General features: G+C 45.8%; 10 protein-coding genes. 3 read left to right on the top strand and 7 right to left on the bottom strand.

The annotated features are described in order from the left end of the window. The first annotated feature begins 148 nt into the window (after positions 1 to 148). On the top strand, positions 149 to 1,909 hold the full coding sequence (locus AKJ31_RS01675; protein WP_053407351.1) for a sigma-54-dependent Fis family transcriptional regulator: 1,761 nt from the start codon (positions 149 to 151) through the stop codon (positions 1,907 to 1,909). Positions 1,910 to 2,118: 209 nt separating this feature from the next. On the opposite strand, the gene AKJ31_RS01680 is transcribed toward AKJ31_RS01675, so the two are convergent. Further along, positions 2,119 to 4,236, bottom strand: a complete 2,118-nt coding sequence (locus AKJ31_RS01680) for a HAMP domain-containing methyl-accepting chemotaxis protein (RefSeq protein ID WP_072161202.1) — start codon at positions 4,234 to 4,236, stop codon at positions 2,119 to 2,121. A gap of 566 nt (positions 4,237 to 4,802) precedes the next feature. Here AKJ31_RS01680 and AKJ31_RS01685 point away from each other — a divergent pair. Together AKJ31_RS01685 and AKJ31_RS01690 are read left to right on the top strand one after the other, a co-directional pair. Beyond that, entirely contained in the window at positions 4,803 to 5,330 is a 528-nt protein-coding gene (locus AKJ31_RS01685; RefSeq protein WP_053407969.1) for a PAS domain-containing protein, read from the top strand. An 11-nt stretch (positions 5,331 to 5,341) separates the two neighbouring features. Continuing rightward, a complete protein-coding gene (locus tag AKJ31_RS01690; RefSeq protein ID WP_053407353.1) occupies positions 5,342 to 6,823 on the top strand; it encodes a methyl-accepting chemotaxis protein in 1,482 nt (493 codons plus the stop codon). A 134-nt stretch (positions 6,824 to 6,957) separates the two neighbouring features. On the opposite strand, the gene AKJ31_RS23165 is transcribed toward AKJ31_RS01690, so the two are convergent. The 6 genes from AKJ31_RS23165 to AKJ31_RS01715 form a co-directional block, all read right to left on the bottom strand. After that, positions 6,958 to 7,095: a hypothetical protein gene (locus AKJ31_RS23165; protein ID WP_169780620.1), complete on the bottom strand. Its 138-nt coding sequence runs from the start codon at positions 7,093 to 7,095 to the stop codon at positions 6,958 to 6,960. Between the two features lie 408 nt (positions 7,096 to 7,503). Beyond that, positions 7,504 to 7,818: a DUF4144 family protein gene (locus tag AKJ31_RS01695; RefSeq protein WP_053407354.1), complete on the bottom strand. Its 315-nt coding sequence runs from the start codon at positions 7,816 to 7,818 to the stop codon at positions 7,504 to 7,506. Positions 7,819 to 7,895: 77 nt separating this feature from the next. Further along, a complete protein-coding gene (gene gnd / locus AKJ31_RS01700; RefSeq protein ID WP_053407355.1) occupies positions 7,896 to 9,344 on the bottom strand; it encodes a decarboxylating NADP(+)-dependent phosphogluconate dehydrogenase in 1,449 nt (482 codons plus the stop codon). Positions 9,345 to 9,383: 39 nt separating this feature from the next. Further along, entirely contained in the window at positions 9,384 to 10,100 is a 717-nt protein-coding gene (gene pgl, locus AKJ31_RS01705) for a 6-phosphogluconolactonase (protein WP_053407356.1), read from the bottom strand. Continuing rightward, a complete protein-coding gene (gene zwf / locus AKJ31_RS01710; RefSeq protein WP_053407357.1) occupies positions 10,097 to 11,599 on the bottom strand; it encodes a glucose-6-phosphate dehydrogenase in 1,503 nt (500 codons plus the stop codon). The genes pgl and zwf overlap by 4 nt, the downstream gene beginning before the upstream one ends. A 368-nt stretch (positions 11,600 to 11,967) precedes the next feature. Next, complete coding sequence (locus tag AKJ31_RS01715; protein ID WP_053407358.1) at positions 11,968 to 14,847, bottom strand: HD domain-containing phosphohydrolase; 2,880 nt, start codon at positions 14,845 to 14,847, stop codon at positions 11,968 to 11,970. Between the last annotated feature and the right edge of the window lie 238 nt (positions 14,848 to 15,085).

Here is a 15,085-nt window from a genome sequence, read left to right on the forward strand (position 1 = left end):
TAGCGACTTGTTGTGATTTTGTTGTGAGGCTAGAGTTATCAAAGGATAGGTGGTGTAGCTTGGTGAACGTCTCGGTCGTTTAAGTTGTTAATAAGATGTTCAAGTGTTCCAAAATGACACACTCAAAATGTTCAGAAGTGGGACAGGTATGGAATTGCAGACGTTAAAGAACAATGATTGGTTAGCTTCTTCATGGAATCGAAGCAAAGAAGCGGGTCTGAGAGAGATTAAAAAGCCGGATGACGTAGTACTCAGCGGCGCAGCGATGCAGCAGCGTTGTTACGCGGCACAGAACGTCATTGAAGCTGTTGAGCAGTGCGCTTTGCCGTTGTTCAATCAAGTGTTTGCGCGAACCGACAGTCGTTTGCTGTTAACCGATGCTGAAGGGGTGATCCTCGCCAGTTGGGGACAAGAGCATTTTCGTGAGAAGCTAATGGCTATCGCACTGTCATCTGGTTCGTGTTGGCAAGAACGCCTGAAAGGTACCAATGCTATTGGTACCGCGCTGCATGAACAAAAGGCCGTCACCATTGTTGGCGCGCAGCACTACATCAAGCAACACCGCTTCATTAGTTGTTCAGCCAGCCCACTGTTTAATCACAAAGGTGAGTTAGTCGGCGTGTTGGACATTACCAGCGAACAGTCTGAACACGATGTAACGGTGAAACTGCTGGTGCAAAACATGGTGCAGTTGGTTGAAAACCGCCTATTGTCGCAAATCCCTGAAGGTGCGCTACAGATCGATCTCGCGATGGATAAATCGGTGCTCAGCTCCGGTTGGCAAGGAATCATTATCGCCAATGAAGGTGGACAGGTGGTGGCGCACAACCAATTGGCTTCACAACTTATCTCAAGACCTGGATTACTTGGTCTGTCGGTGGAAGAGATCATCGAGGAAAGCAAGTCGGGCTCAGGTTTAATCATCGAAAAATACCCACTGGGTAAAAAGTCGAAAAGTCGTAAATCCATCAGCGCATCCAGCGACCTGCACTATGGCGACCATTTGATTGAACAAGCGTGGCAGCAAGCTAACCGAGTTATTGGTAAAGATATTAGCCTGCTTATCCTAGGTGAAACTGGGGTCGGTAAGGGTGAGTTTGTTAAGGCTCTGCATCAAAATAGCAGCCGTAATAAACAAGCGTTGGTGACGGTGAACTGCGGTGCGTTGCCAAAAGATTTGATTGAGTCGGAGTTGTTTGGTCATGCGCCAGGAGCATTTACCGGCGCAAGTTCGAAAGGTTACTTAGGGCGTATTCGCCAAGCGGATAAAGGGATTCTCTTCCTTGATGAAATTGGTGAGATGCCGCTGGATGCTCAGTGCCGCTTATTGACCGTTCTGCAAGAGAAAACGGTTGTGCCTGTTGGATCGACGCAAAGCCATAACGTTGATATCCAGATTATTGCGGCAACGCACCAAGACCTATTTCAGTTGGTGGAGCAAGGTAAGTTCCGTCAGGATCTCTATTATCGCCTTAACGGCTTAGTGATTAAGCTACCGGCTTTAAGAGCACGCGCGGACAAAACCGAAGTTATCCAAGCCGTACACAGTAAGCACAGTGAAGGTGAGCAGGTGATCTCTTCTTCGTTATTGGCGCTGCTGTGCAACTATGATTGGCCGGGTAATTTAAGAGAACTCGATAATCTACTTAAGGTAAGTTGTTTGATTGGTGATGACGAAGCAGAGCTGCGTCTAGAGCACATTCCTGTTCACTTAGCGAAGCCGCTGCTTGAGAACAGCGAACCAGAAAGCAAAAAGCCGGAGTGCTTAGACCTCAAATCCGCGGTGAATAATACTCTGATTGATGTTTACAAGGAGCATGACGGCAACATAAGCAAAGTGTCACGAGTGCTGGGTGTCAGTCGCAATACGATATACAGAAAGCTAAAAGCGCTTGGAATGTTGAAATAGCCTGAGTCTCCTTAATGAGTATCCGTTTTTCAAACGGGACCAATCATTAAGGAGATAAACAATAGCGAGCTCTACAAGATAGGGGCGTTCACTGAGGGTTACCTTTGTGACTTCTGATTTGTAGTTCAGTCCCTTCAATCACAATAGGTAACTCTCTTCCTTGCTTCTTTGCAAATGGAGGTGCAAGCCTCCGTCTTAGCTCAAGCAGTTTATATTTTAAATTGACCAACCAAATGGTTTAAACGACCTAATGACTCACTCACTGAGCGGGCGTAGTTAAGGTTTTCTGTCGCCGACTGAAGGCTTTCATCCACCACGTATTGCAATTGCTTTGAACTCTCATTGGCCGAACCGACGACCGCTTGTTGTTCTGTCGCGGCAGTGGCGATTTGTTCGTTCATTTCGTTTAGCTGGTTAATGGCTGCTGAGATTCGTGTTAAAGCGTCTCCCGCATCACCTGCTAGCTTCACTGTGGTTTCGCCTCCCTCTTTAGAACGACTCATTGAGGTTACTGCTTCACTGGCTCCGCGTTGAAGGCTTTCTATCATGCCTTGAATCTCATTAGTGCTATTTTGAGTTCGAGAGGCAAGGGTACGAACTTCATCTGCTACGACCGCAAATCCTCGTCCTTGTTCTCCGGCTCGGGCGGCCTCTATTGCGGCATTTAGCGCCAGTAGGTTAGTTTGTTCCGCGATACCACGAATCACATCCAGTACCGAAACGATGCGTTCGACTTCCATGCTCAGTTGGTCGATGACTTTGGAGCTACTTTCAATATCTTTTGCTAGTCCTTGAACGGAACTGACCGCTTGGTTAACGACTTGGCGAGCCGACTCACCATCAGCACTCGCGCTGCGTGAGGCGTCAGAACAGCTTATTGCGTTGGAACTGATACTATCTGCAGCGGTACTCACTTGGTCTATTGCTTGGACTACGACGTCAATATCTTCGCTTTGCTGTGCCACTCTGTCGTTGACCGTCACCGACAAACCTGAAATGGCGTCAATAGATTGGTTGATGTCTTTAGATTCTGTGGCGATTTGTGCAATCAGTGCCTGTAACTTGGCAACAAACATATTGAACGCTTTCCCCAGATTGGCAATTTCGTCTCCTCCATGTTCGTTGACTCGTTGTGTTAGATCGCCTTCTCCTTGAGCAATGTCGGTCAGTCTTACTAATAGATCATTGATTGGGTTAATGATTGCCTTAATAAGGACGACAATGACCACAACTCCAATAACCAATGCCGCTATCCAGACAACCCCCATTGTGGATACTGCAGTAGAGACTGAATTCGCCGCGACCTGATCGGCTGAATCTGAAATAGCATCGGCAGAGTTTGACAGTTCTTCTAGCGCTTTATCTGCGATAGCGATGTATGATCCTGCTTCTTGAATGTAGTCGTCTGCGAGTGATTCAGCTTTTAGTAGATCACGATAATTGTCGAATAACTTTTCGTCATCTGTAGCGAGCTTGTACCACTGGGCAAAGTTTGATCGTAAGTTTACTGCGTCATCTTTATCTTCTTGTGTCTCAGCGAGGTCATCGAGCACTTTCATCAAAGACGTGACATTTTCTGAGAGCTTATCAAACTCTTGACGTATGGCATCAAGCCTTGTTATGTCTTCTTCTGCGAGATATTCGCCAGCGGTGTCTTGCATCTCAACCACGAGGCGTTGAAGTTTTAGGGCTGCCTCAACGACGGGGTAGTCTCGTTCAAACAGCTCTCCAAGAATGGCGTTTACCTGTGCGGCCGTACTGCCGAAAGTTGCTTCCAGCTTATCGCCTTGCTCTTCAGCCGTGGCCATCTCTGCTTCGTTTTCTTCGGCAAACTCGTCCAAAGCAGTAATAAGCTCTGAGCCGCTGTTATCGAATTGAACTAACAGACGCTTCGCTGCTATTTCTTCCATTAGTTCAGTGGTGTGTGCTTGATACATTTTATCGATGGCTAAAGAGAGATTTTTGTTGGCGTCCATTGCTTGGTTTGCTAATTCAGCTTCAGTTTTGGATAACAATTTCTCTAGCTCGTTGTATGAAGTGTGAAAAGTATTGTTGAGCTCCTCAAACTTCGGATACAGCGCTTTTATCTCATCAATGTTTTCAGAAGCCATAATTTCATTGGCAACCGTTCCTTTTTCCCATAATGACGCGATCATGTCATCAGTCGACTCAATCGTGGGTGCGATATCGTCGCTTAGCAAATTAATGTTGTCATCTAGCTCAAATATATAATAGAGACCTACACCAGCGGTGGCAGATAGCAGCAACATTAACACCATCACACCGGCAATTAGCCTAGCTTTTATTGTTGTTATTATTTTCAACATGCATTAACTCTCCATAGTTATTATGAATGTTATGGAATAAACGTATCTTTGAAAATAATGTGTTTATTAGTGGCGTGTGTATAGCGGCTTCACACTTTATGGCGTTTGCGTTTATTAAAATTCAATATCAGCATATTGGTCACTTTATCGTGTAAATAATATGCGTTATTAAGCAGTGTATATGCGTTTTTCCTGATTTAGTCGACATTCGATGCAATACCAACCTAAGGCAACGACGGTGATGAAACTATTCGAAGTGGCGAAGTTTTCGTTCGAGCTTATCTATGATGTTTGTTTGGAAATAATCGCCGCTACACTAAGGTATGCGCGCTGCGGATAATAAGAATAGCGTTATACATTCCAACTCACTTTTCTCGAAATTCTGAAATAAATAGACTCGTTACATTGGGTAATTGTGACATGGGTTAACTAGTAGGTTTTATGGATATTAATAACATTATCAAATAGTTGCCTAGTGTTACTGAGATAGATGTTATTATTTGCGAATGATGGTCTTTTTACTATCATTGATTCATATAAACCATAAGTTTGCTAGGGCCAATACCTTGTCTATTCAACATTCTAATAAAGAAGTCACTTTTGCAGACGACGAATTCATCGTCTCTAAAACTGACACTCAAGGACGTATCGTCTATGCCAATCGCGTATTTATGCGCGTTTCTAACTATCCAGAGAGTGATCTGCTCGGACAACACCATAAAATTATTCGTCACCCTGACATGCCAAGAGGTGTTTTCTATGGATTGTGGAAAACGCTGAAATCGGGTGAAGAGTTTTTTGGATTTGTAAAAAATACTACGGCTGATGGCGGGTATTACTGGGTGTTTGCCAACGTTACACCTGATGTGGACGAAGGTAAGCTAGAAGGGTATTTTTCAGTTCGTCGTCACGCGCCAGCCGTAGCGCGAGAGGAGATTGAAAAAATCTACGATGAGATGAGAGAGATAGAGCGTAAGCACGATCGCGGTTCAGCGCCGGAGGCATCATGGAACGCGATGGTCGATAAAGTTAAGCAGCTCCATCATATGAGTTATGAAGAGTTCGTCATTAACTTGTTTAATAAACATCGCTAAGAGGTCTCATCATGCAAAAAAATCACGTCAGTAAAAATGTGCCTCTTCTGAGGCAAAAGTTCCTCCTAGTTTGTTTAGTGTTTCTCGCCATTACGTTGGGCATGCTAGGTTTTAGTTTCTATTATCACGGTTTTTCCTTAAATGAAGTGCTACTCGCATTTGTCGCACTTGCATTTTCGGCTTATGCATATCGAGATTACACCCGCCACCTTTCAACGTTAGAACGTATTCATGATGCGCTTGTTCAGGCCAAGAATGGCAAGACGCATGTTCGTATTACAGAGACGAAAGGTTTGGGTGAAGTTGGCTTTGTCGCTTGGGCGCTCAACGATTTCCTCGATATTATCGAAACGAACTCACGTGAACTTTCTAACAGCTTTGAAGCGACGGGCAAAGGAAAGTACTACCGTAAGTTGATGACGGACGGCATGCCAAAAGGCTTTGCACGTACTATGCATGAGGTTAATCAGGCAGTAGATTCGATGAATAAGGTCCATATCTTTGCGCGCCAAAATCGCCTGAAGAGTGAGCTTCACCGGATTAATACCGGCAACTTGCTCGGTAACCTGAAAAACAACCAAGCTGAGTTAGTGAATCTATCGAGCAAGATGGACGACGTACTTAACATTGCGACCGAAAGCCGCGATGGTGCAGAAGAGAGTCGTGCGCTGGTTGAGAAGATCCGTATTGCGTTGGCGAGTATGACCGAATGTATGCAAAACATGGAGTCAACCGCGCAAGAACTAGGTGAAGAAAGTGGCCGCATCTCTGAAACCATCGATGTGATTACTGGCATTGCTGAGCAGACCAACTTGTTGGCGCTTAATGCGGCGATTGAAGCAGCACGAGCGGGTGAAGTTGGGCGTGGCTTTGCGGTTGTTGCAGATGAAGTCCGTTTGCTTGCTGATAGAACCCGTGAGTCTACTCATAATATCAGTCAGACGATCCATTCGATTACCGGGCGTATTCACGAAGTGGTATCTCAAACCTCAGAGGTGTCTCAGCAAACCAGTATTGTGGCGAATGAAGTGGATCACTTCCATGATAGCTTTGATAAAGTCGCGACCGCATCTGAAGCAACGATCAAACTGGCGAATGAGACTAAAGATATGTCGTTTGCCTCATTGGTTAAGCTTGACCATATCGTCTACATGCAAAACGGTTATATCGCACTGGAGAAAAACGGTGTTGGTACAGAAGCAGACGCCGTTCAAGTTGATCACTTTAACTGCCGCTTAGGACAGTGGTACTACAACGGTGAAGGTAGCGACACATTCAGTCATCTTAGCTCGTTCAAACTAATGGAGAGCAGTCACGCGGTGGTGCATAAAAACATGCGCGTTGCGATGGACTTAGTTAAGGAAGATTGGTTAGGTGACGATGATGTTCTGGCAGAGCTTCTCTCTGTCGTTGAGGGCGCTGAACACGCTAGTATGGATGTGGTAAACGCGATAACCAATGTCGTGCAAGAGAAGCATGCACAGTATGCGTAAAACCACTAAGTCGATTAACCGATAGAAAGTAAAAAGGAGTACGCAATGTACTCCTTTTTAAATGCCAGTATTTAGCGAGTGATCAGCAGGCCTGTTAGGGCTAGCCTCGCCAAACTAAACGGTGAAGGAAAGTCTTATAGACCGCCTTCTTGCTGTGCTTGCTTTACAAGTGCCTGGCGTTGAGTTTCCTTCTCTAAAACCACTTCATTTTCCTTTTCGAATTTGTGTTCCTGTGCTTGTGGAACAAAAACAAAGTACTTATTAATAGTCATCGTAGAACCTCAGTTAGTTAATACACCGTCCGTAAGCGTTAAGTCATTGCGAATCACAACACCGCGTTATGTCCGCATCATCAAATTAGAGGAGTTGCGATTGGCAAACATCCTCCGTTTGGAATTTATTTTAGGAGGAGTAGCTGGTATTACCTGTATGCAAATTCTCCACCTTTTGCTTTCCTATCATCACGGTGTCTAACCCTATGTAACCGGTTGACTAAATACTCTAATGTGATGAACGTCACGGATTCTACTCCAGTAAATAGGGATTTGAAAAGCCTGTAAGGTCAGGTTTTGGTGAAGATATATACAGAATGATTCGCTGGAAATGGTGATTACTTGAATAAATTCAGAATGATGGAGTTAGTTTTATCAATAAATTTTCGATAAGAAAAAAGTGTAAAATTAGTTTTCAATCGCTTTAATTGCTTGTGCGACGCTGGTGAAATGCATTTTTATTATGCATACCTGAGCATTTGCAAACTCGTGTTCTTGAATCAGAGTTGATGCTTGTGCTGCGTCTATTTTCACGTCAGTAGGGCGTAGAGTAAGGGATGATGTCGTATTTTCTATGGAATATGTATTCCCTTGTGAGTCGATGAGGCGATCTTCGTTTTGAAGAATCATGTCGCCACAGTCAGCGATAAAGGCATCATGATTTTTGATGAAAATTAACTCATCGTCGCCAGCGAGTTTCAAAATACAAGGCCAGTGAATCATAGAGACTCCAAATTACGTTGAATCAAAAAACGCACTACGAATAGTGCGTTTTCATTAACTGCTTAGTGACTCGGCGATTAAACGTCGTAAGTCGTTGACGCTGTGTTGCCGCCTGTACCTGTCCAGTTCGTGTGGAAGAACTCACCACGTTCACGGTCGATACGCTCGTAAGTGTGAGCACCAAAGTAGTCACGTTGAGCTTGAAGCAGGTTAGCTGGTAGACGCGCTGTTGTGTAGCCGTCTAGGAAAGTCAGGGCAGAAGTCGTACATGGCATTGGGATGCCTGCTTCTAGAGACTTAGCTGCTACTTTACGCCATGCTACTAGGCTGTTTTGTAGGATGCCTTTGAAGTAATCATCAGAACCTAGGAATGCTAGATCTGGGTTCGCTTCGTATGCATCACGAATGTTGCCTAGGAATGCAGAGCGGATGATACAACCACCACGCCACATAAGAGCAACGTTACCGTAGTTTAGGTCCCAGCCGTTTTCGTTAGACGCTTCGCGCATTAGCATAAAGCCTTGAGCGTAAGAGATGATCTTAGACGCTAAAAGAGCCTGACGCAGTGCATCAACCCATTCTTGCTTGTCGCCTTCAACTGGAGTGATTGTTTTACCGAACAGTTTCTCAGCTTCAACACGTTGGTCTTTCAGTGCAGATAGACAACGAGAGAATACAGATTCAGAGATTAGCGTTAGAGGAATACCTAGGTCTAGCGCGTTGATACCTGTCCATTTACCCGTACCTTTTTGGCCAGCAGTGTCTAGGATCTTCTCTACCAGTGCTTCACCGTCTTCATCTTTGTAGCCAAGGATGTCAGCTGTGATTTCGACTAGGTAGCTGTCTAGTTCCGTTTTGTTCCAGTCAGCGAATACTGCTTGCATCTCGTCTGCAGACATACCAAGGCCGTCTTTCATGAACTGGTAAGCTTCAGTGATCAGCTGCATGTCACCGTATTCGATGCCGTTGTGAACCATCTTAACGAAGTGACCTGCACCGTCGTTACCAACCCAGTCACAGCAAGGCTCGCCAGCGTCAGTTTTTGCCGAGATACCTTGGAAGATAGGCTTAACCGCTTCCCAAGCTTCAGCTGCGCCGCCAGGCATGATAGATGGACCAAAACGTGCACCTTCTTCACCACCAGATACACCAGTACCGATGAAGTGGATGCCTTTTTCACGTAGTGCTGCAACGCGACGGTTTGTATCTGGGTAGTTCGTGTTACCACCGTCGATGATGATGTCGCCTTTGTCTAGTAGAGGGACTAGAGCGTCGATGAACTTGTCTACCACGTCACCTGCGCGAACCATTAGCATCACTTTACGTGGCGTTTCTAGCTTTTCTACTAGTTCTTCAAGAGAGTATGCGCCAACGATGTTGGTGCCTTTTGCTGGACCTTCTAGGAACTCGTCTACTTTTGCAGCCGTACGGTTGTGCGCCACAACTTTAAAGCCGTGGTCATTCATGTTTAGGATAAGGTTTTGACCCATTACCGCTAGGCCAATTACACCGATATCACCTTTCATTATTTCTCTCCAATTTTCTCTAATGGACGAGCGACCGTACTAGACGATTTTCGCCGCTGCATCTAAATCTAAGTACCACTCCGTTTCACCAGTATTAGACTGGATTTTTGCTGCAGGGTAAGGCAGCTCGCTTGCTGGAGTGGTGTGAATTTCGTGAACGATTTCAACTTTACCTGAGCCAAGCACTAGGTAGCTGATTCGTTTTGCTGCTTCGAGCACTTTCGCGGTTTTAGACACGCGAAGCTGACCAGATTCAGGATGAGACGCAACCAGAGATAGGTTCTCGTCTGCGTAGTTAGTTTGACCTGGGAACAGAGAAGCTGTGTGACCATCGGCGCCAACGCCTAGCAGAATCCAGTCAAATACTGGTGTGCCGTTTTCACAAGGGATAACGTCCGCCATCTCTTTTGCGAAACGTTCTGCTTCGCCTTGCGGGTCGTTCTCACCAAGAATGCGGTGAATGTTCTCCGCTGGTAGGTTCACTTTGCTAAACAGCAGCGCGTTTGCTTCGCCGTAGTTGCTCTCTGCGTCATCGGGTGCAACGCAACGCTCATCACCCCACCAGAAGTGAAGGTTTTGCCATTGAATTGACTCTGCGTACGCGTCGCTTGCTAGAAGCTTAAACAACATTTTTGGTGTGCTACCACCAGATAGTGAGATATGAACAGGTCGTCCTTGTTCGCTCAGCGCTTTCATGTCGTTGGCCAAGCTTTCCACAACCTGCTGTGCTGTGTCGAAGATCTTATGGTTGATCATAGTTCGCAGTAGTCCGTATCTGTTAGGTTTTTACAAGGGAAACGCCATGCGCGGTTGTCGCGTTGCAGCAAATCGTCTGCTTCTTTTGGTCCCCAAGTACCACACGCGTAACCAAACAGCGATTGTGGATCTTGCTTGAAGTCCAGAATTGGCTGCACGTACTGCCAGCACGCTTCAACTGCATCGCTGCGTGCGAATAGTGTCGCGTCGCCGTTTAGTGCGTCAAGCAGCAGACGTTCGTAAGCCGTCAGCATTTGCGTTTCTTCTAGAGAAGTGTAGTGGAAGTTCATCTTCACTTCTTTGGCTTTGAAGCCTGCACCTGGTTCTTTCAAACCAAAGCTCATCTGGATGCCTTCGTCTGGCTGAATTCGGATGATCAGTTTGTTTTCTGGTGCGTTTTGACCAAACACTGGGTGTGGTGTCGCTTTAAAGTGAATAACCACTTCTGTTACGCGTGTTGGCAGGCGTTTACCTGTACGTACGTAGAAAGGCACACCGTTCCAGCGCCAGTTGTTGATGTAAGCTTTCAGGCCGATGTAAGTCTCGGTACGAGAATCATCCGCCACGCCGTTTTCTTCACGGTAGCCCAATAGATGCTGACCACGTACGTCAGACGCTGTGTACTGGCCTAGCACTAGATCGTTACGTAGCGCTTGTTCGTCTAATGGCTTCAGACACTGTAGAACTTTAACCACTTCATCACGCATTGAATCTGCGTTGATTTGCGCAGGTGGTTCCATACCAACCATTGCCAATACTTGGAGTAGGTGGTTCTGGAACATGTCGCGCACTGCGCCAGAGTTGTCGTAGTAACCGCCACGCTCTTCCACACCTAAGAACTCTGCACCTGTGATTTCAACGTAATCAATAAAGTTGCGGTTCCACAGTGGTTCGAACATCGCGTTTGAGAAGCGGAACACCAACAGGTTTTGTACCGTTTCTTTACCTAGGTAGTGGTCAATACGGTAGATCTGGTGTTCTAGGAAGTGCTCGTGGATTTCTTTATCCAGCGTGCGTGCTGACTCTAAGTCATAGCCAAACGGTTTTTCGATGATGAGGCGTTTCCAGCCGTCTTCTTCGCTGTTTAGGCCGTGAGCAGCAAGGCTTGCTGGGATAACACTGTAAAGGCTAGGTGGAGTCGCTAAGTAGAATAGCGTATTGCGTTGCTCGAACTGGTATTGGTCAGAAAGTTGGTCAAGACGGCTTACCAGTTTGCTGTAGTCTGCGGTATCTGAGGTATTGATGGCTTGGTAATGAAGATGATTAATGAACGCATCTAATGTTGCAGGCTCAGTTTTTTCCATTTCCTGAAGTGATTTCTTCAGTTTCGCGCGGTAAGAGTCGTCACTGTACTCAGTTCGGCTAACGCCCAGAATCGCAAAGTTGTCTGGGAGCTGCTTACTCGCGTAAAGGTGGTATAAAGCTGGGATTAACTTACGATAAGTTAAGTCACCCGAAGCACCAAAAATCACGATGCTGCTATTCTCTGGTATTACCATCATCTTTCCCTTCAAAACGAGGTAGTTGTTCTGCGCCTATAAAAGGCTCTAATGCGCAGCCAAGCTATCAGCGGCACAAAAATAATAAAAATAGGTTTTACCTATTACTTAAATAGGCAAAAACATTAAAACGGCTTAGGCAAAAGCAATATCTATGCAACTGCTTGCCAAAATATCGAGACTATTGTCAATTTGGCAGCGTATTGTCCATGAGTATTTGACTTACATCAACCTTTGAAGACGCAATCGATTAAATAATGACTGATTTTCGTCTAAGTTATTGATTGTTATAAGTGATGACTCAGAACCACGACAAGACAAAATTAGAGCTTTAATTCTAATGTAGGCCAGTGGTTCTGACTGATTCTTCAGAATAGAGATTTGAGATAACTCTTCACTTTCATGATGTGAGCTTTTCGGTCGAATTCGGTTTTTTGTTCCGAACTGAGATAGAGTTCGGCGTACTTGAGATCCAGTTCTTGCTCCAAGAACAGTAAATACAGCTTAGGATCAATGTGGCCTGATGTCGCCATCGCGGTCATGATATCGATGGACTCAGTTAACGTTTTCGCTTTCTTGTAAGGTCTGTCGTTCGAGGTGAGCGCTTCAAATACATCGGCTATCGCCATGACACGCGCTGGTATCGACAAGTTTTGCTCGGAAAGCCCTTTTGGATAGCCTTTGCCGTCCATTCGTTCGTGGTGACCACAGGCAATTTCCGGCACACTTTTTAGATGTTCAGGATAAGGCAAGCGCTGCAACATAGTAATGGTTTGGATAATGTGGTCATTGATGATGAACCGCTCTTCATCGTTAAGTGTGCCGCGCTGTATCGCTAGGTTATAAAGCTCACCACGGTTATATTTCAGCTCGCCTGGTTCAAGTACAAACGGCTCAGACCACATTTCTTTCGGATTCACGCCTTGCGGCCAGCGGATCTGATGTACTGGCTTATCGCTTAACAAGGGTTCCATAACGGGTAGGGGAACAAGCGAGCCTGCACGTTCTTTTTCAAGCCAAGACACGCCAAGCTGATCATCCAAAGTGCGTTTCCATTGATAACGCCCAATTGCGTGTAATCGCTCGATGTCTTCCTCATTCATAAACTCGCCGCCAATGTTGCACTTAGCGACAAACGCGAAATCGTCATCGAGTTGTTGATGTTTTGATGATAACTGCGCTTTTAGTTCGGCGGTATCGCCATTGCCTTCATAGAGCGCTTGCCAGTAGTCAATTTCCGCCTGTGCTTTTAGTAGCTCAAAACGCATTCTGACTTCATGGATACGGTCGTAGATAGTTTCGAGCTTGGTCGCTTTGTCTATCACATATTCTGGCGTTGTAACTTTACCGCAGTCGTGTAACCAAGAGGCGAGATAAAGCGCTTCCCAATCCGATTGGGACATAGAGAACGCGGCAAAGTAGTTTTTATCTTTGTCTGCCGCTTTAGTGAGCATTTCACTGAGTTTTGGTACACGCTGACAATGGCTGCCTGTGTATGGCGACTTGGTATCGATTGCCGACGCGATTAGCTCGACAAACGCGTTGAGCATTTCTTTCTGCTCGCGGATCTTATCAATGTTCTCTTTTGCTAATTCTGCAAAGCTTAGTAGCTCACGTAGGAACGCGTGTTTGTCGTTTTGCGCCGGTGTTATCGCACGCTCATAACCAAGTAACAATATCCCGACGAGTTGTTGTTGTCGGTTGAGCAGTGGGAACAGGAAAATGTCCGAGTTGTAGAAAATATCGCGGAACTTAGCCAAGCAGTTGTCTTCGCGATTAAAGTGCAGCATTTCCCCTTTAGCGAGGTCTTTTTGAATCCAAGCGGTTGAACTAAAGAACTCGTTCAAGTCGATTTTGAACGGAATGATTGCATGGTTGGCCGCGATCTCGTAATCGCCCTCACTTGAATTACGGGTGTAGAGAACTATCGTTTCGGCTTTGGTTACCAAGTAACTTTGGTGAGTAATGGTTTTCGCCAATACAGAGAAATCCTGATTACTTGCCGTCTCACGCAGCAAACTGAGCAAGTCGTGCAACGTGTGTTCCATTAATTCAATGGACTGAGTCAGGTTGGCGACTTCTTTAATCACGCTCTTAGGATAGCGGGTCTTCTTGAAATCAAAGCGCGCAATGCTGTCGGTTTGGTACATCAAATTCTTTAACGGACTCGCAAGGCGATGGGCAACAAACCACACGACAAAGAAGCAGAACACCAATAGTGTCACCGCGACCAAAACCTGCTTGTCGCGGAGTGAAAGTAGATTTGCCAATAGATCACTTTGCGGGGTGGCTTCTGCGAGTAGCAGTCGGGCATGTTGGTTGAGGTTGACCGGTGTCAGTGTCACCGACCAGTTATTCTCATCGTCTTCCACGTTGGCGTATATCGGCTGGCTGGAAATTCGGTCAAGTACGCTGGCGAATACACTGTTTTCCAACTCTGAACGGATTTGTCCTTCACTGGCGGCTAATGTTGCGCCACTTTGGTGCTGCGCCAGCACTTTAAATTGGTTGTCGAATAGCACCAATTTACTGTTGTCGGAATAGCCCATTTGAGCGATTTGTGCGGAGAGAGAACCGAGAGTGAAATCAGCGCCAACGACGCTATTTCCGTTGAGAGTGCGTCGTGAAAGTGTGACGCCGTTGGTTTGTAGGAAGTAGAAGAAGTATGGCTCTGTCAGTCGAATTTCTCCGTCTACATCGGCATTGAGGTACCATGGCCTAACTCTAGGGTCAAACTGGTTATCTTGACTCTCGGTCACTTTACGCACTTCATAATCTTCACTGAGGAAGTAAAAGTCATTTTGTCCGTCGGTCTTGGTGATGTTGACCATCAGGTGTGCGTCCATCGGCGCGGCGAAGCGTTGTCTGTCTTGCGTGTTGCGTAAACTTCTCAACAGCGTGAAGTCACCTTCATCGTTGGCATAGTAAAGTGCAACTAGGCTTGGGTTGCGTTTGAAGATCAAGCTGAGATAGCTGAGCAAGCGTGGTTTGGCGACCGGGGTTTCTTGCTGCTCAATGGTTTCACTCATCGCCATAAAGTCGAGCGTAGTCAGAATCGGCCCTATTTGTTGTTGAAAGGTCGACTCTAGCTTGCGGCTGTTTTCGCGGCCGACTTCTTTGGCACTACTCGTCAACAATTCTTGCGCGTGTCGGTAACTGATAGTGATAAGTACAGCACCAACGATTGTGGTCAGAATTAGGAACAAGCTAGTGATGTGAATACTCAGTGAGTAGCGGTGCTTTCTCATGTTCAACCCATTTATAAGTGACTCAATAAGTATTATTCAATCTTGGCAACATGCAAAAAATCTGTTCATAAATTAAACAAATAAACCGCCTTTCTTTAGCGTACTGGTACGCTGTACGTCTTGCGGAGATTAGAGCACCACGAATTTTTCAAAGGGACCAGAAAGTGGCTTCTAGAACATCTGTTTTGAACAGGTTTTCTGTCAAATGCGCAAAAAATGACAACAGAGTCGTATCCGG

Source organism: Vibrio hepatarius (assembly GCF_001274785.1).
Taxonomy (GTDB): domain Bacteria; phylum Pseudomonadota; class Gammaproteobacteria; order Enterobacterales; family Vibrionaceae; genus Vibrio; species Vibrio hepatarius.

Coding starts and splice junctions, on each gene's coding strand:
- AKJ31_RS01675 (WP_053407351.1), top strand. CDS start 149: ATGGAATTGCAGACGTTAAAGAACAATGATTGGTTAGCTTCTTCATGG.
- AKJ31_RS01680 (WP_072161202.1), bottom strand. CDS start 4,236: ATGTTGAAAATAATAACAACAATAAAAGCTAGGCTAATTGCCGGTGTG.
- AKJ31_RS01690 (WP_053407353.1), top strand. CDS start 5,342: ATGCAAAAAAATCACGTCAGTAAAAATGTGCCTCTTCTGAGGCAAAAG.
- AKJ31_RS23165 (WP_169780620.1), bottom strand. CDS start 7,095: ATGACTATTAATAAGTACTTTGTTTTTGTTCCACAAGCACAGGAACAC.
- AKJ31_RS01695 (WP_053407354.1), bottom strand. CDS start 7,818: ATGATTCACTGGCCTTGTATTTTGAAACTCGCTGGCGACGATGAGTTA.
- gnd (WP_053407355.1), bottom strand. CDS start 9,344: ATGAAAGGTGATATCGGTGTAATTGGCCTAGCGGTAATGGGTCAAAAC.
- pgl (WP_053407356.1), bottom strand. CDS start 10,100: ATGATCAACCATAAGATCTTCGACACAGCACAGCAGGTTGTGGAAAGC.
- zwf (WP_053407357.1), bottom strand. CDS start 11,599: ATGGTAATACCAGAGAATAGCAGCATCGTGATTTTTGGTGCTTCGGGT.
- AKJ31_RS01715 (WP_053407358.1), bottom strand. CDS start 14,847: ATGAGAAAGCACCGCTACTCACTGAGTATTCACATCACTAGCTTGTTC.